The organism is Micromonospora sp. NPDC051196 (assembly GCF_040682415.1).
Classification (GTDB): Bacteria; Actinomycetota; Actinomycetes; order Mycobacteriales; family Micromonosporaceae; genus Micromonospora.
Map to the genome: position 1 here is coordinate 96,649 of NZ_JBFBAY010000009.1, position 20,247 is coordinate 116,895.

A 20,247-nucleotide genomic window follows, 5' to 3' on the forward strand; every position below is an offset into this window, starting at 1 on the left:
CGATGCCGCGACAAGGAGAAGGACCATCGTGAGTACGACCGCGGAATCCATGAAGACACCGACGTACGGCAACTGGCGCCGCCCCCGCAAAGCCGGGCTGGGCTCGCTGGGCCTGGTCGGGACCGTCGGCCTGTTCGGTGGGCTCGTGATGGTCCTGATCTCCTCCATGGTCTCCCTGAACACCGCACTGGTGGTCGGGCTACCGTTCGCGCTGATGCTGGCACCGCTGGCGATCCGGACTGCCGACGGCCGCAACGTCTACAACATGGCCGCTGTACGGATCGGTTGGCTGCGTCGCAAGTCCCTGGGGCGGCACCTGTACGCCTCCGGTCCGCTGTCGGCGCGTCCGGGTGGCCGGTTCCGTCCACCGGGACTGCTGAGCCGGGTGACGATGCTGGAGGGGCGTGACCCGTACGACCGCCCGTTCGGCGTGCTGTACCACCGCCACCGTAACCAGTACACCGTCGTGCTCAGCTGCGAGCCGGACGGTGGGTCGCTGGTCGACTCCGACCAGGTCGACACCTGGGTGGCGCTGTGGGGCGAGTGGCTGTCCCGGCTGGCGCACGAGCCCGGGCTGCGGGGTGCCGCCGTGGTCGTCGAGACCGCACCGGATCCGGGTACCCGGCTGGCCACCGAGGTGCTGGGGCGGATCTCACCGGACGCGCCGCCCGCCGCGCGGGCCGTGATGGAGGAGGTGGTGCAGAGCTACCCGGACGCGTCGTCGGAGATGAACACCTTCCTCACCCTCACCTACTCGGCACCCGGCGGTGCCCGGCGCGACCACGACACGATGGTGGCCGATCTGGCGTTGCGGCTTCCGGGCGTGCTGGGCGGCCTCGTGGCGGCCGGTGGCGGGTCGGCCGAGCCGCTGTCGGCCGAGCGGATCGCCGAGGTCGTCCGGGTCGCGTACGACCCGGCCGTCGCCGCGGAGGTGCTCGACGTACGCGCCCAGCACGGCCACACCGGGCTGGACTGGGCCGATGCCGGGCCGGCCGCGACCGTCGAGACGGTCAGTCACTACCAGCACGACTCCGGGGTCTCCCGCAGTTGGCTGCTGACCCTGGCGCCGCGCGGCACCGTGCGCTCCGGCGTGCTGCGCAGCCTGCTCGACCCCGCGCTGGGCATCCGCCGCAAACGGGTCGCCCTGGTCTACCGCCCGATCGACCCGGCGACGTCGGCGAAGATCGTCGAGTCGGACCGCCGATCCGCCCAGTTCATGGCCAACTCGACCCGTGGGCTGGTCCGGGCTCGCGCGATCTCCGAGATCGAGGCCGCCGAGCAGACCGCGGCGGAGGAGGCCTCCGGGGCGGGCCTGGTCGAGTTCTCGATGCTGGTGACGCTGACCGTCGACTCGGTCGCCGACATCCGCGACGCCGAAGTGACGATGCGCAACCTGCTCGGTGCCACCCGGATCGCCATGCGCCCGGCCGACCGGATGCAGGCCGCCGCGTTCTCCTGCGCCCTTCCGGTCGGCATCCTGCCCTGGGAGCAGACGATGCTCCCGCACGAACTGAAGGAGGCGCTGTGACGCCCGGCACCCGATTCCGCCTCGGTGCGGGCTGGCCACGTGGCGCGTCCGGGCCCACCAACGCGATGTCCGACCTGGTGGTGCCGGCGGCCGAGGAACAGGACCGGGAACCCGACGAGGGCGGCAGGCAGTCGCACCGGGCGCTGCGCCGAGCACAGCGGCGGCAGGCGCAGCAGGACGCGGCCGAGCAGCGCTACCTGCGGCGACTGGCGCGGGCCAATCGGGACGACAACGTGCCACATCGCGGCTCGTACGCCCTGGGTGGCGGTCGGGTGGCGGCGTTGGACCCACCCACCATGTGGCGGGCCACCACCGTGCAGGCCTGCGGGCTCTGGCCCTTCGCCTCCGGTTCCGGTGCCCCGATGACCGGGATCCCGCTCGGGCAGCACATCAACACCGGGGCCACGGTCTGCGGTGACCCGCTCAACTGGTTCACCCGGGCCCGGTACATCTCCAACCCGTCGCTGTTCATGCTCGGCATGCCCGGTCTCGGCAAGTCGACGCTGATCAACCGGATGCTGATCGGGCTGAGCGCGCAGGGTGTGGTGCCGCTGGTGCTCGGCGACCTCAAACCCGACTACGCCGACACCGTCCGGGCCCTCGGCGGACAGGTCATCTCCATCGCCCGCGGAATCGGCGGCCTGAACATCCTGGACCCGGGCGCGATGGGCGCCGCCGCGGCGAAGATCGGGGGACAGGCGGGTCACGCCCTGGCTGCCGAAACCCACGGTCGGGTGCTCAACATGGTCGCGGCCCTGCTCACCATCGTCCGCGGCGGGCCGATCAGCGACCACGAGCAGTCGGTGCTCTCCGCCTGCCTGCGGCACCTGCGGGAGCGTACCCCGCAGGGACAGACGTTCCGGCTGCCGCAACTGCTCGCCGTGCTGGAGGAGGGGCCGCCCCGGGTCCGGCAGGTCACCCTCGACCGGGGCCAGGAGTCCCGTTACCGTGACGCGGTCGACCCACTGCACCGGTCGTTGCTCGGCATCCTCGACGGCCCGCTCGGCGACACCTTCGCCTCGGAGACCTCGACCCGGATCGACCCGGACGCCACCGCCGTCTGCATCGACATCTCCCGCATCGGCGAGGCCGACGGGCAACTGACCGCCGCCGCGATGCTCGCCGCCTGGTCCGACGGGCTGGGTACGGTGGCCGCCTCGCACGCCCTGGCCGACGCCGGGCTGGCGCCCCGCCGCTGGTTCTTCACCGTCCTCGACGAGTTGTGGCGTCCGTTGCGGGCCGCCTCCGGCATCGTCGACCGCATCGACGCGCTCACCCGGCTGAACCGGTCGCTCGGCCTCGCCGACGCGAAGATCACCCACACTCTCAAGGACGCCGAGGCACTCGGCAGCGAGGCCGACAAGGCCAAGGCCCGGGGCTTCGTCGAGCGGGCCGGCATGGTGGCCTGTGCCGGCCTGCCCCGGGCGGAGATGGAGGAGTTGGGCCGGGTGGTCGGGCTGTCCCGACGGGAGATCGACCTGGTGTCGTCCTGGTCCTCGCCGCCGGGCTGGGCACAGGACGGCGGGAACGAGGAGCCGCCCGGCCGGGGCCGGTTCCTGATCAAGGTCGGCGGTCGTCCGGGCATCCCGATCCGGGTCGCGATCACCGACACCGAACGCCACCTGCACGACACGAACACCCGCTGGATCGCCAACGGCGAGGCGGACCGACTGCTGGCCGAGCGCGCCGCCGCGGTGCGCGCGGTGACCGGTGGGGACCAGCCGGGAGTCGGCGCTCCCACGGCCGGACCGGACGGCTGGCGGCACGGCGAACCGGGGCGGCGATGAGCCGCCAGGGTGGCATCGGGGGAGATTTCCTGCCGTGGCTGATTCCCGGCTTCGCCTTCATCAACCTGGTGATCTTCGTGCCGTTGTGGCTCGGTGGCACCCTCGCTGCCCTGCTCACCGGGCACGGCTGGCAGCCTCCGTCGTTCACTCTGCACGTCTACCTGCGCCTGGTAAGCGGAGCCACCGAGGAGGTCTGGCCCGCAGTACCGTCGCACCTGGTCTACGGCGGGGCGGTCGCGCTGGTCCTGGCCGGCGCCGCCCCGGTCGCCCTGCTCGTCCGGCGGTTCGTGCGCCGTAGCCGTAAACCGCGCAGCCTGGCCGGCGCCGGCGAGCTCAGCGCCATGATGGGCAAGGGGATCGAGGCCCGCGCCCGCGACCTGCGCCCCGGGCTCAAGGGCGTCGACCGGCTGAGCCCCGACGACACCGGCAACCTGCTCGGTGACCTCATGCCCGCCGGGCCGGAGTTGCGGTCCTCCTACGAGGACGTCGAGCTCGACCTGATGGCACCTCGGGCCGGCAAGTCCACCGGCATCGCCATCCCGCGCGTGCTGCGGGCACCCGGGCCGGTCCTGCTGACCTCGAACAAGTCCGACGTGTTCACCGTCACCCGGCAGGAGCGGACCAAGGTCGGCCGGGTGTGGACCTTCGACCCGCAGGGCATCGCGTACACCGAGCGCGACATGTGGTGGGACATGCTCAGCGGCTGCGACACCATCGAGGGCGCGCGGCGGCTGGCCGGTCACTTCGTCAGCTCGGTCAACGACGACTCGTCCAAGAAGGACTTCTGGATCGCCGCAGCCCAGAACACGCTGACCGCGCTCTTCCTCGCCGCCTCCCGCAGCGGCGCCACGGTCAACGACCTGCTGGCCTGGCTTGCGGACCCGGCCGACCGTACGCCGGTCGATCTGCTCCGCGACGTCGGCATGACCGCCATGGCCGAACAGTTGCAGGGCACCGTACGCGGCGCCGTCGAGACCCGCGACGGCATCTACGAGACCGCCCGGCAGTGTGTCGCCTGCCTGCTCGACCCGGAGATCCTGGCCTGGGTCAGTCCCGACCCGCACCGTCCACAGTTCATCCCGGAGCAGCACGTCCTCGGTCGGGACACGCTCTACCTGCTCTCCAAGGACGGCGGCGGCTCGGCGGCCGGGGTGATCGCCGGGCTGGCCGACTCCGTCATCCGGGCCGGCGTGGTCGCCGCCGAACGGATGGGGGGACGACTGGACCCGCCGATGACCGCCATCCTGGACGAGGCGGCCAACGTGTGCCGCATCTCGGATCTGCCCGACCTCTACAGCCACCTCGGCTCGCGCGGGATCAGTGTGGTGACCCTGTTGCAGAGCTACCGGCAGGGGGTGCGGGTCTGGGGCGAGGCGGGGATGGACGCGCTGTGGAGCGCCGCCACCATCAAGCTGCTCGGCGCCGGGCTCGACGACGCCGACTTCGTGGACAAGGTGGCCCGCCTGGTCGGCCAGCACGACGTGCGTACCCCCAGCTACTCCCGGTCCAAGGACGGCTCGTCCCGGTCGGTGTCGTACCGGCAGGAGCAGGTGTTGCCGGCGGACAAGATCAGGGCCCTACCGAAGGGCACCGCCCTGCTGCTGGCCACCGGCGTACGCCCGGCGTTGATCCGGCTGCGCCCCTGGTTCAAGGAGCCCAACGCCGGGCCGATCGCCGCGGCGGCCAAGGCCGAGGTGCAGGCCATCACCGACCGTGCCGCGGCGAGCTGGAGCCGCCGCGAGTCCCGCCGGGTCGGTTGACCATGGCGTTGCGAAAGGCCCAGGCGGCCCGGCAGGCCGGTAGCTCGATCTTCAAGCTCGACGCGTCGCAGCTGCTCTGGCTGGTCATCTCGGTGGTCGGACTGTTCCCGCTGATCGTCCTGGCGATGCTGGCCCTGATAGTCCTGCTCATCATCTTCGCCATGGCCGGCGGTTCGCAGATGACCTCGGCCTCGTCGGACCCGTCGGACACCAACGGTCAGAATTCCCGCATCAACGCGCTGATCGAACTCTCCGGCGGTGACGGCCGCGGCACCTTCGACCCGACGAACGTGCCGGATCAGGATCTGGTCGCACCGATCCGGGCCGCCGCCAAGAAGTGCGACCTGCTCACCCCGGTGATCCTCGCGGCACAGATCGACTACGCCTCGGCCTTCGACGCGGACAAGGAGGGCCCGCAGGGCCGCAAGGGACTCTCCCAGTTGACGCCCGAGGTGTTCGACGAGTTCGGTGAGGACGACGACGACAGCGGTGAAGCCTCCGTGCTCGACGCCGAGGACTCGATCCACGCGCACGCCCGGTATTTCTGTCACCTGGCCGACCGGACCGGGCAGCTGCTGAAGGAGAAGAAGGTGGTCGGCGACCACCTCAGCCTGACCCTGATGGCCTGGGACATCGGCCTGGAGACCGTCGAGGCCCAGGGCGGCATGCCGGTGCTGGCCCTGGGCGCCTACCCGTTCCAGGTTCGCGGACTCTTCGAGAAGTACACCACCACCGGCGACGAGAATCCCGATTCGGACTCCACCACCGACGAACCGGATCCGGTACCCGACGACGACACCACCACCGCGCCGCCCGGGCAGGACGGCTCGGACGACGACGGGTCGGCGTTGCTCAGCGAGGCGGAGTTCGTCGCGATGTTCCCCAACCGGAACTCCTTCTACAGCTACGCCGGGCTGACCGACGCGATGGCGAAGTTCCCCGCCTTCGCCGGCACCGGCGACGAGCAGACCCGCAAACGCGAGCTGGCCGCCTTCCTGGCCAACATCAACCACGAATCCGGCGGCCTGGTGCACGTGGAGGAGATCAACCAGGCCGCCTGGGGCGACTACTGCGACACCAGCCAGCCGTACGGGTGCCCGGCCGGTCAGACCGCGTACCACGGGCGCGGCCCGATCCAGCTCAGCTGGAACACCAACTACAAGGCCGCCGGTGACGCGCTCGGCCTGGACCTGCTCAACGAGCCGGACCTGGTGCGCAACGACGCCTCGGTCGCCTGGCAGACCGCGCTGTGGTTCTGGATGACCCAGTCCGGCGCGGGGACGATGACCGCGCACTCCGCGATCACCGGTGGCGGCGGCTTCGGCGAGACCATCCGGACCATCAACGGCGCCCTGGAATGTGGCGGACGCAATCCCGCCCAGGTGCAGGCCCGGGTCGACGCGTACCAGCGGTTCGCCGCCGGCCTGGGCGTCGATCCCGGCGACGAGAGCACCCTGAGGTGCTAGTAGGAAGTGGAGGGCAGTGATGACGCAGGTGACGCCGACCGCCGAGAGGGCTGTGGCGCAGACCGCTGCGCCACCGGACGACGAGCCGGTGGCCGCCGCACCGGAGGCCGACGAGAGCCGGCCCTTCTTCATCCTCTATCTCCACGGTGCGGAGTACGAGGAGGAACTGCGCCGGCTCTCGTACTGGGTGCAAGCCCTTCTGCTCCCGGTCTACGGCGGGGAGGTCACCTCCTCGTCGCCGTGGTGTCCCCGTTGGCGTGAGCACGCCGAGGCGATCGCCTACCTGCATGGGCTCTGGCTCGCCTGGCAGGAACGGACCGGCCCGCAGGCGCAGGCCTCCGATCCGGCCACGTGGCACCAGAGCTATCTCTGGCCGACCATGGACGTGCTGCGCAGCCCCAACGGTCCCTTCGCGGGTTGCAAACCCGGATCGCACCGCCCGAAGGAGCGACCTCAGGTCCAGGGGGACGACGGGTGAGTCGGTGACCGGCGCGGCCACCTGATCCGATCGAGGGGTCCGTGGCCGCCGCCCGTCCGCGTTCCCGGACTGGCCGCCCACCCGCCGTGATCAGGAACACGTGACGGGTTGGTCTGCTGAGCGTTAATCCATGGGTGTTTCGTCGCCGGCGCGGGTTAATCTGCGCTGCGGGTTCGCGCCCAATGGTCATGCCCGCCACCGCCGGCTGGTGCCGCCAGCGACGCCCGACGGGCGCTTTTCGATTCAGGAGACCTCGTGACACAGCAATCTGTCGCGGCGTCGCAGCCTGTCCCGACATCGGACAAGCTCGACGCTGCGGTTCTCAAGGTGGCGGGCGTCGTCGTGCTCGGCGCGATCATGTCGATCCTCGACGTGACCGTGGTCAGCGTCGCCCTGCCGACCTTCCAGAGCGAGTTCGACGCCTCGTACGCCCGCGTCGCCTGGACGATGACCGGGTACACCCTCGCGTTGGCCACGGTCATCCCGCTCAGCGGGTGGGCCGCCGACCGGTTCGGCACCAAACGCCTCTACATGATGGCCCTGGCGTTGTTCACCATCGGCTCCGGGCTCTGCGCCACCGCCGACACCATCGGGCAGTTGATCGCGTACCGGGTGGTGCAGGGCCTCGGCGGCGGGATGCTCATGCCGCTCGGCATGACGATCATGACCCGGGCGGCCGGACCGCACCGGATCGGCCGGTTGATGGCCGTGCTCGGCATCCCGATGCTGCTCGGCCCGATCGGCGGCCCGATCCTCGGCGGCTGGCTGATCGACGTGGCGAGCTGGCACTGGATCTTCCTGATCAACCTGCCGATCGGCCTGGTGGCGCTGGTGTACGCGCAGAAGGCCCTGCCGAAGGACAATCCCGAGCCCTCGGAGTCGTTCGACTTCCTCGGCATGCTGATGCTCTCGCCGGGACTGGCCCTGTTCCTCTACGGCGTCTCGACGCTGCCCGAGACCGGCACCTTCGCCGACACCGGGGTGTGGCTGCCCATGCTGATCGGTGCGGCCCTGGTGGTGGCGTTCGTCATCTACTCGTTCCGCCCCCGGCACCCGCTGCTGGACCTGCGGCTGTTCCGCAACCGTCGACTGACCGTGGCGGCGGTGACGATGTTCGTGTTCATCATCGCCTTCATGGGCGCCGGGCTGCTGTTCCCGAGCTACTTCCTCCAGGTACGGGGTGAGTCGACACTGGCCGCCGGTCTGCTGATCGCGCCACAGGGCATCGGCGCGATGCTGACCATGCCGATCGCCGGCATGCTCGCCGACAAGGTGCCGGTCGGCCGGACGGTGCCGTTCGCGCTGTTGCTGATCATCGCCGGGTTCGCCACCTTCACCCAGATCGACGCGGACACCTCGTACGTGCTGATCTGCGGCTCGCTGTTCGTGATGGGCCTGGGCATGGGCGGCACCATGATGCCGATCATGACTTCGGCGCTGCGGACGTTGACCGGGCACGAGGTGGCCCGCGGCTCCACCCTGGTGAACATCCTCCAGCAGATCGGCGGATCCATCGGCGCCGCGGTGATGTCGGTGATCCTCACCAACGAGTTGAACAACTCCCGTCCGATCCCGGGCGTGACCGACCCGAACGGCAACCCGGTCACCGAGACCGGCCTGGCCATCGCGGCGCAGCAGCAACCGGAGCTGCTCCAGCAGTTCCCGGTCGAGCCGTCGCTGATCGAGCGCGGGTTGGACTTCGCCGCGAACGCCTTCGCCACCACCTTCTGGGTGGCGTTCGGGCTGGTCGTGTTGACGCTCATCCCGGCAGCGTTCCTGCCCCGGCGGCGCGAGCGGTCCCACCTGCTCGACGACCAGCCCGGCGACCAGCCGAAGGCACCTGTCGTCATCCACTGATCACCTGTCGCGACGGGGCCGCCGGAACACTCCGGCGGCCCCGTCGGCGTTTCGCCCTAGGACCGGCTCCGGCCCGCTGTCAACCCCTCCCGGCACCCGCGAAACTCAAGATTCGGTCAACCGGGCAGGAGGTGGGCCGGTGAGGGCGGTCGCCGCCGATACGTTGCTTCCCACACTTGCACAAGCAGAAGGAGGGAAGAATGCGGCGCACTCGACAACGCATCGCTCTTCTCGTAGTACCTGTTCTGGTGGGAAGCGTCCTGCTGGCGGGCCAGCCGGCGGTCGCCGAGCCCGCGGCGGCGCCGGCGCCGTCGGCCGAGGCCGAGCGCTCCCACCTGGAGCACCCGGACCACGCCGACGTGGTGCGCGTCCACCTGACCGGCTCCGACATGCTGGACGAGGTGGCGGCCGCCGGCTTCGACCTGGAACACGGCCTGACGCGGGTGCCGGACGGCATCGAGGCCGAGGTGGTGGTGACGCCCGAGCAGCTCGCCGAACTCCAGGCGATGGGCGTCCGGGTCCTGGCCGAGGGTGAGGGTTTCACCTGGAGCGATGAGGCTGACGGCGGCTTCGCCGCCGCCGGCGCGCGAGTCGCCGCGAGGTCCGCTGTGGCGGCCGCGTCGACCGACAGCACCGTGGCGACGAGCACGTCGACCTACAGCCACCAGGCGACGGTACGCATCGCCCGCGCCGACTGGTTCACCACCAAGGGCCAGGGCTTCCTCTACGTCGAGGCCCGCACCACCGAGGGCGCGCAGACGAACCCGATCGTCGGCATGCAGCTGGAGAACGACTCCGGCCGGGGCACCGACTTCGCCTTCGCCCGGACGATGAGCCGTTTCATCGACTCCGGCCAGTACATGTTCCACCGGAACCTGTTCAAGCTCGACACCCGCCCGAGCCAGATCCGGGTCACCAGCTCCACCGGTGGCGTCGTGGTCGGCCCGGTGTCCGACTGGTTGGAGGACGGCGCTCCGCCGCTGACTGACAAGCCGGGCTACAAGTGGAACCTGGTCGACGGCTACAAGCATCCGCAGCAGCTGCACGACCGGATGGAGGAGATCGCTCGGGAGAACCCGAAGATCGCCGAGATCGTCTACCTGCCGTACAAGACGAACGGCTACCAGCGGAAGGCGCAGGCCACCATCGGTGGCACCGGTCAGTCCGCGGTCGTCGTCACCTCCGCGGCCTGGGGCCACGAGGGCGGCAACGACATCACCGTCGAGTTCGTCGACCGGCCCGGCGCCGACCTGCCGCTGGCCGTCGAGGTCAACGGCAAGGCCGTGCGGGTCCTGCTCGCCAAGGACTCCTCCGGTGCGCTGGCCAGCACCGCCGCCCAGGTCGCGACGGCGCTCAAGACCCAGTCCAACGGGCTGATCGACCGCTCGCACCCGTACCGCACGAACGCCGGCACCGGCATCGTGGCGCCGACGGCGCCGGTGGCGCTGAGCGACTTCCTGGACGAGAAGCGTGTCGGTGCGCCCGAGGGTGACGTGCCGCGCGGCGAGAACACGGTCCGCGTGCTGCGGATCGGCAAGCACCGTGACGGCAAGAAGCCCGGCGTGCTGATCCAGGCGCAGGACCACGCCCGCGAGTGGGTGCCGGCGACGACGACCCTGGAGACCGCGGAGCGGCTCGTCGCCAACTACAAGACCGACAAGGAGACCAAGAAGATCGTCGACAACACCGACATCTTCCTGATCCCGAGCAACAACCCCGACGGGGCGAACTACAGCTTCTACAACTTCGCCTCGCAGCGGCGCAACATGACCAACCACTGCCCGGACGCGGACGCCGACCCGGCTCGTCGTAACTCGTGGGGCGTCGACCTGAACCGTAACTACCGGGTGGGTTCCGCTCAGGACGGTTACTCGGGCGGTTCGTTCGTCTGCACCAGCAACACGTACCAGGGTCCGGAGAAGCTGTCCGAGCCGGAGGCGAAGAACATCGTCTGGCTCGCCGAGACGTACTCGAACATCAAGTTCTTCATGTCGGTGCACTCCAACGGCGGCCAGCTGTTCTGGCAGCCGGGCGCCTACAAGGCCGACGGTCGGGTCACCACCCCTCGTCCGCCGCTGGGTGACGAGATGTTCTACTGGCAGGCCGCCTCCCGGATCCTGTCCCAGGTGAAGGCGTACCGGGAGACCGTGGTCACGCCCGAGAACGTGGGTGGCTCCTCCGACGTGCTCTACTCGTCCGCCGGCAACGTCCGCGAGGACCTGTACCACACCTACGGGATCTTCTCCTTCGGCTGGGAGGTCGGTGGCTCGGTCTACAACCCGGCGACCGGCAACTGGCAGGGTGGCTCGTTCCAGCCGCCGTGGGAGGGCAACCCCGAGCTGGTCAGCGGGCACGCCGAGACCATGGAGTACGCCAACGGGATCATGGAGATGTTCCGGATCGCGGCGGAGTGGGGCAAGGACAAGAAGAACCCCACCTCCAAGCTGGTGCCGGGCTCCGGCCGGTTCTCCGGCCCGGTCGACGTGCGGTTCGAGGTCAGCGAGCCGGCCACCATCTACTACACCACCGACGGCAGCCGCCCGACGCTCGACTCGCCCCGTTACAAGGCGACCGAGTTCCGGGAGCCCGGCGAGGTGTTCCACGTGACCGAGACGACGACGTTCCACTGGTTCTCGGTCGACGCGGCGGGCAACATCGAGCAGAACTACGACCCGTCGAAGGCCGACAAGCGCAACAACTTCAACAAGGCCACGATCACCATCGGTGACGCGGACCCGGACAAGCCCAAGAAGCCCAAGAAGGGCAAGGGCAAGCCCAAGAAGTAGTCCCTGAGGGTATCGGTGCCCCGTCGGTGCGAGCTTTCGTACCGACGGGGCACTGCTCGTCGGCGAGGAAAATTCTCCGTCGGCTGTCGAATCCGGCCGGTCCCGTTCGACGTTCTGGTGAAGGCACCACTGATCGCCGATGAAGGAGACCCACAACCATGCGTACGCTGATCGTCACCGAGTTCATGTCCCTGGACGGCGTGATCGACTCGCCGGGCGGGGGCAGTCACCCGCACGCCGGTTGGACGTTCAAGGACGTGCCGATGGACGAGGCGGTGTGGGAGATCAAGGCCCGCGAGGAGCAGGAGGCGGGCGCGTTGCTGATCGGCCGGGTCAGCTATGACGAGTTCGCGCCGGTCTGGCCGACCATGGAGGAGTTCGCCGCGTACAACGCGATGCCGAAGTACGTGGTGTCGACCACGCTCACCGACCCGCAGTGGCACAACACCACCGTGTTGCGGTCGCTCGACGAGGTCGCCGCGCTCAAGCAGGGCGACGGCGGCACGATCCTGGTGCACGGCAGCGCCACGCTCGCCAAGGGGCTCGCCGCCGCCGGCCTGGTCGACCGGTACCACCTGCTCGTCTTCCCGATCCTGCTCGGCGGTGGACGGCGGCTGTTCGCCCCGGAGGGGGCCGACAAGCAGCGGCTGACGCTGGTCGAGCACGCCACGTACGGCAACGGTGTGCAGCTGGCGGTCTACGACGTCAACCACTGATCCGGGCGCGGCGCACCCCCGGACACGGGGCCGGGGGCGCGCCAACGCGGTCAGTACCCGTAGCGGCTCTTGAGGTGGCGCCACCAGTCCCGGAACATCCAGGCGTCGAACTCGGTGATCGAGCTGGCGCTGCCGGCCCGCATCAGGAACCCTCCGACGCCCGACGGCGTCCAGTCGTAGAAGTCGTCGAGGCCGAAGGTATGGCCTATCTCGTGCAGCAGGATGTGCATGTTCTCGGCGTTGAGGTTCGACATGTAGTACTCGCGGCCCATCCGCTGGCCCCAGTCGCCACCGGCGCCGCCGCCGAACCCGTCGGTCAACCACAGTGACTGGTCGTAGTGCCGGGCGGCCCCACCGGGGCAGTTGGGATACTGGCCGCCCTGGTTGAAGAACCGGCCACACTCGGGGGCGCACTGTGGCGCGTTCTCCCGGATGTTGTTGACGTAGATGTCCACGGAGTTGTCGTTCCACTGCAACTGGTTGCGGTCACGCACCGCCCAGCCGACGACCCGGATGGGCACGTTCTGGTACGGCCAGGCGTTGTGGCCGACCATCACGTCCATCCACTTCTTGTACTGGCGGGCGAGGGTGGCGTGGATCTGGTCTCGCTGGGTCGCCGTGACGGGAGCGGAGGAGTCCCAGCGCACGCAGAAGTTGAGGTACCCCCGGTTGGCCATGACCTGGTCCCAGCCGTAGTTACGGAAGCCGTACAGGTTGCCGTTGTTGTAGGTCTGCTCGACGTGCTGCCACACCTGGTTGAGCGGAGACACCAGGTGGGCCGGCGGATTCCAGCCGCTGGTCGGCGGTGGGCTGGTCGGCGGCGGCGTCGTCGGTGCGGGGGTGGTCGGCGGCGGAGTGCCCGGCGTGCCGGTGCAGGTCACGCCGTTGAGGGCGAACGAGGTCGGTACCGGATTGCTGCCGCTGAAGGATCCGTTGAAGCCGAAGGCGGTGCCGGCTCCGGTGCCCAGGGCGCCGTTGTAGCTGACGTTGGTGGCGGTGACCTGGGTGCCGTTCTGGGTGACGGTGGCGTTCCACGCCTGGGTGACGCGCTGCCCGGCGGGGTACGTCCAGGTCAGCGTCCAACCGTTGAGCGGGTCACCGAGGTTGGTGACGGTGACGTCGGCACCGAAGCCGCCGGACCATTGATTGGTCACCCGGTAGTCGACCCGGCAGCCCACGGCGGCGGCCTGCGCCCCGGTGACCGCGAGTGCGGCGCCGCCGGTGGTGGCCAGCGTGGCGACTATCGCCACCATGATCCGCGCGCCTGTTCTGGACGATGTCATGAGGCTCCTTCACTGTCGGGCCCCGGTGATCGCCGGCACCGGCCACCGAGGGGAGATAGATTGACTTCCATACAAACTAAGCTGGCGTGTTGAGTGCCGGCAATCGTTTCGGGTCGCCGTTTCGCAGGCACCGACGTAATCGAGCCGGCACCTTGCCGAAAAGGATTTCGTCAGGAAGGGTGGCGCGGCGTGTCGTCCACCGCTGGGTGAGGTCGGTGAAGTCGAAGGTGCGCGATGTTGGCGTAACCAGATCGACATCTTGCCGAAATGGTTTTCGTGGGGCACCCTGGCGGCGGAAGCGATAGATGTCGATCACTGTGTGATCCGTCCGCGTTGTTCCGCGGCTGATCCGTTGGCCCGCGCCACGCTGGCCAGCAGCCGGCGCCAGCCCGCCCCGGGGGCGCCGACATCGCCCGTCCCACCCCGTCGACAGGAGACATCCATGCGACGACGACTCGCCGTTCGTGCGTCGGCCGCCGGCTGCGCCGCGACGCTGGCCATCAGCCTGGTCGTGGCGCCGCCCGCCTCGGCTGCCAACCCCATCATCACCACCGTCTACACCGCCGACCCCGCGCCGCTGGTGGTCGGCAACACGATGTACGTCTACGCCGGCCGCGACGAGGCGCCGGTGGGCACCAACAACTTCGTCATGCGCGAGTGGCACGTGCTGTCCACCACGGACGCGGCGAACTGGACCCACCACGGTGCCCGAGCGAACATCGGCACCTTCGGCTGGGCCGGCGCCGACGCCTGGGCCAGCGAGGTCGAGCACCGCAACGGCCGGTACTACTGGTACACCTCGGTCAACGGCAACGGCCCCGGTTGGATGAACATCGGCGTCGCCGTCGCCGACAGCCCGCTCGGCCCGTTCACCGACGCCAAGGGCGGGCCGCTGATCAGCGACAGCACCCCGAACTCATCGCCGCTGAACATCGACCCCACCGTCTTCGTCGACGACGACGGCCAGGCGTACCTGTACTGGGGCGGCTACTGGGGAGCCCGCGCGGTCCGGCTGGCCAGCAACATGATCGACACGGTGGGCTCGGTGGTCACGCCGCAGGGGCTGACCAACTTCTGGGAGGCGCCGTTCATGTTCAAGCGCAACGGCCTCTACTACATGATCTACGCGGCGAACGACACCCAGGGCTGCGTCACCTCGTCGAGTTACGCCTGCCAGCGCTACGCCACCGCCACCAACCCGATGGGCCCGTGGACGCATCGCGGCGTCGTGCTCGGCCAGGTCTCCTCGACCACCAACCACGCGGGCGTCGCGCAGCTCAACGGCCAGTGGTACATGGTCTACCACAACGCGAACGCCCCCGGCGGCGGCAACTTCCGACGATCCGTTGCGGTGGACCGGATGTACTTCAACGCCGATGGGACCATCCAACCGGTGGTGCAGACCACCACCGGCCCGCCGGCCAACCCTGGCGGCGGGGTACAGCCGCCGGCCGGCACCAACCTGGCGACCACCGCCACCGCCTCCACCTCGCACGTCTCCGCCTGGGAGAACCTGGCCGCGATCAACAACGGCGGGGTGCCGACCAGTTCCGCCGACCGCGGCAACCTGGCCTACGGCAACTGGCCCCAGCAGGGCACCCAGTGGATCGAGTACCGCTGGCCGACCGCGCAGAACATCAACCGCACGGCCACCTACTGGTTCGACGACAACCAGGGCATCGACCTGCCCGCCTCCTGCCAGGTGCAGTACTGGAACGGCAGCACGTACGTCGACGTGCCGAACCAGTCGACCTGCGGCGTGGCCGGGGACACCTACAACGTCACCACGTTCAGCTCGGTCAGCACCACCCGGCTCCGGCTGAACATCACCTCCCGTAGCGGCTACTCCACCGGAGTCCTGGAATGGATGGCGTTCCAGTCATGAGCAGAATCCAGCCCGTACGCGCCAGCCTGGCCGCGATCGTCACCGCCACCCTGGTGGCCGGCACCCTGGCGGTCACCGGCGGCCCGGCGTACGCCGAGCAGACCATCGGCTATCCCACCTTCTCCGGCCCGGCGGTGCCGGCGCCACCGGTCGGCTACTCCACCGGCAACACCATGCAGGCCATCTACGACGCCGAGAGCGCCGGCACCGACTTCTGGATGGACCGGTTGCTGGCCCGACCGGGCAACGACCCGGCCGGCACCTGGCTGATGACCCGGGGGCGGGGGGTGTTCATGTACACCCACAACCCGTCGGTGATCGGCTTCGGTGGCAACACCGCCTACTGGGACAACATCAGCAGCCAGGGTGCCTACGCCGTCACGGTCGGCTCCGGCACCCTCACCGAGCAGGTGGCGCAGCGCTGGCAGGCGCCCAGCCACTGGCGCAGCGTGCACACCGGGGGCTCGCTGCGGGTCGACGTCACCAAGTTCATCACCAACCAGAACGTCGCGGTCACCAACCTGACCGTCACCAACACCGGCAGCGCCAGCAGCACCGTGCAACTGCGGGTCACCTCGCCGTACGCCACCTCGGGCAGCGGTAGCGAGCTGACCGGCAGCCGACAGGTGAAGAACAACCTCACCACCATCCGGCCCCGGCTCTCCGCCGACGGGTTCACCGTCAGCAGCGGCGGCCTGAACCGCTCGGTGACCCTCGGCGCGGGGCAGAGCGTCACCACCAAGGTGCAGTTGGGTTTCGTCACCGACGAGATCCCCGAGTCGCTGACCGAGTACACCAGCTACCGCAACGCCACCCCGACCAGCGCCTTCGCCACCCACGTACGCACCTACAACCGTTGGTGGGCGGAGAACGTGCCGTACCTCGACGTGCCGGACGCGGCGATCAAGAAGAACATCTACTACCGCTGGTGGCTGATGCGCTTCAACCACCTGGACGTCGACATCCCCGGCCAGGACTTCCAGTTCCCCACCTCGATCGAGGGGGTGACCGGCTACAACAACGCCATCGTGCTGACCCAGCCGATGCACGTCGACGACCTGAAGTACCTACGCAACCCGATCTACTCGTACGGGCCGTGGCTGTCGGTCGGGCAGTCCTCGGCCAACGGCCGGTTCATGGACAACCCCGGTGACCCGGAGAACTGGTCGAACAGCTACACCCAGTACCTGTCCGAGGCGGCCTGGCGGGCGTACCAACTGCACGGCGGGCAGCCGGCGATGCTGCACAATTTCGCCCGCTACGCCGAGATGGACGTCAAGGGTCAACTCGCCACCTACGACACCAACAACAACGGGGTGATCGAGTACGACTGGGGCGCGATGACCGGCAACGACGCCGACGCGGTGTCGTTCCACTGGCGTTCGGGCAACCTGGACCGGGCCGAGGGGGCGTACCTCTACAGCAACGCCCTGGCCGCCGCGCAGGCGTACACGGTGCTGGGCAACACGGCCAAGGCCACCGAGATGCAGACACTGGCCAACCGGGTCCGCGACGGCATCGTCAACGTGCTGTGGAACCCGAGCCGGCAGCTGCTGGAACACCGGCACGTCGGCACCAACACGCATGTGCCGTGGAAGGAGATCAACAACTACTACCCGTACGCCGTCGGGCTGATGCCGAACACCGCCACCTACCGTGAGGCGTTGCGGTTGTTCAACGACCCGGCCGAGTATCCGATCTTCCCCTTCTACACCGCCAACCAGCGGGACAAGGCCGCGGCGGCAGCGGCCGGCAACCCCGGCAGCAACAACTTCTCCACCATCAACTCCACCGTGCAGTTCCGGCTCTACTCCTCGGTGCTGCGCAACTACCCCAACCAGTGGATGACCGCCGAGCACTACAAGAAGCTGCTCTACTGGAACGTCTGGGCGCAGTACGTCAACGGCAACACCCAGTGGCCGGACGCCAACGAGTTCTGGTCCAACTGGAACGGTTCGTCGATCACCTACCGGTCCTGGATCCACCACAACATCCTGGGCAGCAGCAACTGGACCGTCATCGAGGACGTGGCTGGTCTGCGGCCGCGCAACGACAACACCATCGAGCTGCACCCGATCCCCATCGGGTGGTCGCACTTCGCGGTCAACAACCTGCGCTACCGCAACGCGGACCTGAGCGTCGTCTGGGACGACCCGGCCGACGGGATCAGCCGCTACCCGGGCGTACCGCAGGGTTACTCCGTCTATCTCAACGGCACCCGGGTGACCACCGTGGACCGGCTGACCCGGCTGCTCTACGACCCGGCCACCGGGGCGGTGACGCTGCCGGCGGGTGGCACGACCACCTTCAGCGCCGCGTTCTCCGGGCTGCAACTGCCGCAGCAGGTCAACCACACCACCGACCGGATGGTCGACATGTTCGCCAAGGCCGGCGTCGACCTGACCTCGACCACGCCGAACCTGGCCCAGGGCGCGACGACGTCCGCGTCGTACACCGCCTCGGGCACCTCCACCGGCGCGGCGGTCGACGGATTCCCCACCAACGCGCCGATCTGGGGCAGCTCCGGGTCGTCCAACAGCACCGACTGGTACGAGGTCAACTTCGGTCAGACCCGTACCGTCGACGACGCCTGGCTGTACTTCCGCGACGACCGGGCCGGCAACCGCTACCGGGCACCGGCGTCGTACACCGTGCAGTACTGGAACGGCAGTAGCTGGGTCAACGCCGCGAGCCAGGTGAAGTCCCCGGCGGTGCCGAGGGCCAACCACAACCGGGTCCGGTTCACGCCGGTCAACACCCAGCGGATCCGGGTGCAGGTCACCCACGCCGCCGGCTTCCGCACCGGGCTGACCGAGGTGAAGCTGTACGGCCGGGGCGGCAGCCCGCCACCGTCGGGCAACCTGGCCGGCTCGGCGACACCGTCGGCGTCGTACACCTCACCCTGGGAGTCGGTGGCCGCGCTCAACGACGGCATCGACCCGCCGTCGTCGAACGACACGGTCAACCCGCGCTGGGGGACCTGGCCGAACCAGGGGCAACAGTGGGCGGAGCTGACCTGGTCGTCCGCGCAGACCCTGAGCGCGGCCGAGGTGTACTTCTTCGACGACAACGGTGGCGTGCGGTTGCCGGCGTCGTGGCGGTTGCAGTACTGGACCGGCACCGCGTACGCCGACCTTCCCGGGGTCAGCGGATACCCCACGGCGATCAACCAGTACAACCGGGTCACCTTCCCGGCCGTGAGCACCTCGCGGCTGCGGGTGCTCCTGGCGTCCGGTACGGCCTCGGTGGGCTTGCTGGAGGTCAAGGCGACGGGCTGAGCAGCGATCCGGCGTGGTGGGCGGGTGCGACACCGGCCCACCATCGCCGGGCCGCCGACGGCACCGGACCGCAACTGCTGGCATCGTTGTCGAAATCGACCATTGTCCAGCTCAATGTTTTGCCATAAATCTCCTGACAGGCATTGCCGAAATCGCTTTCGGCGTTCATTGTCAGAGGCCAGGCGACATCGGTGGTGGAAGGACCACCGCTTCCTCCGCCGCGCGTCGTGGGGAACCTCCTGACGAGGAGAGCAGGGTGATCGATAACGACGGCCGTGCCCGGTCGGGCAGGGAGCGAACGGCCCCGTCCGTACCCGCACGCGGCAACGAAGCCGAACGGCCGGTCAGAGGTTCGGGCCGTTCGATCATGCGGGACGTCGCGGAACTGGCGGGGGTGTCCGCCCAGACGGTCTCCCGCGTCATCAACGGGCATCCGTACGTCGCCGACCACACCCGGCAGCGGGTTCTGGACGCGATGCGTCGGCTCGACTACCGGTTGAATCCGGCCGCCCGCGCGCTGGTCACCCGACGGTCCGGCACCCTCGGGATCGTCGGCTACGAGAGCCCGCTCTACGGACCGACCTCCATGCTGTACGCGATCGAGGGCGCCGCCCGCGCCGCAGGCTACTTCGTCAGCGTCGCCAGTCTGCGTCACCTGGATCGCCGATCGGTGCTCGACGCCGTCGACTGGCTGCGTCGGCAGTCGGTCGAAGGGATCATCGCCATCGCGCCCAAGCCCGCCATGGCCAGCGCCTTGGCGGAGGCGTCGTGCGGGCTGCCGGCCGTGACTGTGGGCGGCGGTTGCACGGAGGCCCTCCCGAGCGCGCAGATCGACAACGTCGAGGGCGCCCGGCTCGCCACCCGGCACCTGCTCGACCTGGGGCACACCACCGTGCATCACGTCGCCGGCCCGCAGGACTGGCCGGAGGCGGGGGAGCGGGTCGACGGTTGGCGCGCCGCGCTGCGGGCCGCCGGGGCGCCGGTGCCCGCCGTGGTGCCCGGTGACTGGAGCGCCGGTACCGGCTACGAGCAGGGTGAGCGGCTGGCCCGCGACCCACGTGTCACGGCCATCTTCTGCGCCAGCGATCAACTCGCCCTCGGTGTGCTGCGGGCACTGCACGAGGCCGGCCGCCGGGTGCCGGGTGACGTCAGCGTGGTGGGCTTCGACGGCACCGCCGACGGTGCCCACTTCCTGCCACCGCTGACGTCGGTGCGGCAGGACTTCGCCGAACTCGGCCGGCGCAGCCTGCGGCTGTTGCTGGCACAACTCGACCGTCCCGTGTCGGGGCCGCTGCCACGGCGCGATCTGCTGGTGCCGGAACTGGTCGTCCGGCACAGCGCGGCGGCACCGGGCGACGGCGACCGCGCGACGGCGGGGCTGACGCTGTCGGGGCCGGCGCGCGGTGCCTGAGCCTTCGGGTGC

General features: G+C 69.5%; 14 protein-coding genes. 11 read left to right on the forward strand and 3 right to left on the reverse strand.

The genetic code is table 11. The features are described from left to right. Nucleotides 1-28 precede the first annotated feature (28 nt). The 8 genes from AB0M35_RS18630 to AB0M35_RS18665 all read left to right on the forward strand — a co-directional run bounded on the left by AB0M35_RS18630 (nucleotide 29) and on the right by AB0M35_RS18665 (nucleotide 12,378). On the forward strand, nucleotides 29-1,528 hold the full coding sequence (locus tag AB0M35_RS18630) for an SCO6880 family protein (RefSeq protein ID WP_363746789.1): 1,500 nt from the start codon (nucleotides 29-31) through the stop codon (nucleotides 1,526-1,528). Next, nucleotides 1,525-3,315 carry an ATP/GTP-binding protein gene (locus AB0M35_RS18635; RefSeq protein WP_363746790.1) on the forward strand — a complete coding sequence of 597 codons (1,791 nt, stop codon included), beginning with the start codon at nucleotides 1,525-1,527 and terminating at the stop codon, nucleotides 3,313-3,315. Before AB0M35_RS18630 ends, AB0M35_RS18635 begins: the two co-directional genes overlap by 4 nt. Further along, nucleotides 3,312-5,075 carry a TraM recognition domain-containing protein gene (locus AB0M35_RS18640; protein ID WP_363746791.1) on the forward strand — a complete coding sequence of 588 codons (1,764 nt, stop codon included), beginning with the start codon at nucleotides 3,312-3,314 and terminating at the stop codon, nucleotides 5,073-5,075. The genes AB0M35_RS18635 and AB0M35_RS18640 overlap by 4 nt, the downstream gene beginning before the upstream one ends. A 2-nt stretch (nucleotides 5,076-5,077) precedes the next feature. Beyond that, complete coding sequence (locus AB0M35_RS18645; protein WP_363746792.1) at nucleotides 5,078-6,541, forward strand: glycoside hydrolase family 19 protein; 1,464 nt, start codon at nucleotides 5,078-5,080, stop codon at nucleotides 6,539-6,541. 19 nt (nucleotides 6,542-6,560) lie between these two features. Further along, nucleotides 6,561-7,019, forward strand: a complete 459-nt coding sequence (locus AB0M35_RS18650) for a DUF4913 domain-containing protein (RefSeq protein WP_363746793.1) — start codon at nucleotides 6,561-6,563, stop codon at nucleotides 7,017-7,019. A 255-nt stretch (nucleotides 7,020-7,274) separates the two neighbouring features. Then, nucleotides 7,275-8,876 (forward strand): DHA2 family efflux MFS transporter permease subunit, encoded by a 1,602-nt coding sequence (locus AB0M35_RS18655; RefSeq protein WP_363746794.1) that lies wholly within the window; start codon nucleotides 7,275-7,277, stop codon nucleotides 8,874-8,876. Between the two features lie 248 nt (nucleotides 8,877-9,124). Continuing rightward, the gene (locus AB0M35_RS18660; protein WP_363746795.1) at nucleotides 9,125-11,662 is read left to right on the forward strand and encodes a M14 family zinc carboxypeptidase; all 2,538 of its coding nucleotides are present in this window, start codon (nucleotides 9,125-9,127) and stop codon (nucleotides 11,660-11,662) included. Between the two features lie 158 nt (nucleotides 11,663-11,820). Next, complete coding sequence (locus AB0M35_RS18665) at nucleotides 11,821-12,378, forward strand: dihydrofolate reductase family protein (RefSeq protein ID WP_363746796.1); 558 nt, start codon at nucleotides 11,821-11,823, stop codon at nucleotides 12,376-12,378. A 50-nt stretch (nucleotides 12,379-12,428) separates the two neighbouring features. Here AB0M35_RS18665 and AB0M35_RS18670 read toward each other — a convergent pair whose 3' ends face one another. After that, nucleotides 12,429-13,661 (reverse strand): cellulose binding domain-containing protein, encoded by a 1,233-nt coding sequence (locus AB0M35_RS18670; protein ID WP_363746797.1) that lies wholly within the window; start codon nucleotides 13,659-13,661, stop codon nucleotides 12,429-12,431. Between the two features lie 76 nt (nucleotides 13,662-13,737). After that, nucleotides 13,738-13,977 carry a hypothetical protein gene (locus AB0M35_RS18675; RefSeq protein ID WP_363746798.1) on the reverse strand — a complete coding sequence of 80 codons (240 nt, stop codon included), beginning with the start codon at nucleotides 13,975-13,977 and terminating at the stop codon, nucleotides 13,738-13,740. Nucleotides 13,978-14,103: 126 nt separating this feature from the next. On the opposite strand from AB0M35_RS18675, the gene AB0M35_RS18680 reads away from it, so the two are divergent. Next, nucleotides 14,104-15,546, forward strand: coding sequence for a glycoside hydrolase family 43 protein (locus AB0M35_RS18680; protein WP_363746799.1), 1,443 nt, complete (start codon nucleotides 14,104-14,106; stop codon nucleotides 15,544-15,546). Beyond that, a complete protein-coding gene (locus tag AB0M35_RS18685) occupies nucleotides 15,543-18,824 on the forward strand; it encodes a discoidin domain-containing protein (protein ID WP_363746800.1) in 3,282 nt (1,093 codons plus the stop codon). The genes AB0M35_RS18680 and AB0M35_RS18685 overlap by 4 nt, the downstream gene beginning before the upstream one ends. Here the strand turns inward: AB0M35_RS18685 and AB0M35_RS18690 are convergent. Next, nucleotides 18,808-18,993: a hypothetical protein gene (locus AB0M35_RS18690; RefSeq protein WP_363746801.1), complete on the reverse strand. Its 186-nt coding sequence runs from the start codon at nucleotides 18,991-18,993 to the stop codon at nucleotides 18,808-18,810. The two genes, AB0M35_RS18685 and AB0M35_RS18690, sit on opposite strands and share 17 nt — an antisense overlap. A gap of 198 nt (nucleotides 18,994-19,191) precedes the next feature. Between AB0M35_RS18690 and AB0M35_RS18695 the strand changes: the two genes are divergently transcribed. Then, nucleotides 19,192-20,235 (forward strand): LacI family DNA-binding transcriptional regulator, encoded by a 1,044-nt coding sequence (locus tag AB0M35_RS18695; protein WP_363746802.1) that lies wholly within the window; start codon nucleotides 19,192-19,194, stop codon nucleotides 20,233-20,235. Nucleotides 20,236-20,247 lie beyond the last annotated feature (12 nt).

What these genes read in the sequence shown, in the direction of transcription:
- AB0M35_RS18640 (WP_363746791.1), top strand. Translation starts at nt 3,312, where the DNA reads ATGAGCCGCCAGGGTGGCATCGGGGGAGATTTCCTGCCGTGGCTGATT.
- AB0M35_RS18645 (WP_363746792.1), top strand. Translation starts at nt 5,078, where the DNA reads ATGGCGTTGCGAAAGGCCCAGGCGGCCCGGCAGGCCGGTAGCTCGATC.
- AB0M35_RS18650 (WP_363746793.1), top strand. Translation starts at nt 6,561, where the DNA reads ATGACGCAGGTGACGCCGACCGCCGAGAGGGCTGTGGCGCAGACCGCT.
- AB0M35_RS18665 (WP_363746796.1), top strand. Translation starts at nt 11,821, where the DNA reads ATGCGTACGCTGATCGTCACCGAGTTCATGTCCCTGGACGGCGTGATC.
- AB0M35_RS18670 (WP_363746797.1), bottom strand. Translation starts at nt 13,661, where the DNA reads ATGACATCGTCCAGAACAGGCGCGCGGATCATGGTGGCGATAGTCGCC.
- AB0M35_RS18680 (WP_363746799.1), top strand. Translation starts at nt 14,104, where the DNA reads ATGCGACGACGACTCGCCGTTCGTGCGTCGGCCGCCGGCTGCGCCGCG.
- AB0M35_RS18685 (WP_363746800.1), top strand. Translation starts at nt 15,543, where the DNA reads ATGAGCAGAATCCAGCCCGTACGCGCCAGCCTGGCCGCGATCGTCACC.
- AB0M35_RS18690 (WP_363746801.1), bottom strand. Translation starts at nt 18,993, where the DNA reads ATGAACGCCGAAAGCGATTTCGGCAATGCCTGTCAGGAGATTTATGGC.
- AB0M35_RS18695 (WP_363746802.1), top strand. Translation starts at nt 19,192, where the DNA reads ATGCGGGACGTCGCGGAACTGGCGGGGGTGTCCGCCCAGACGGTCTCC.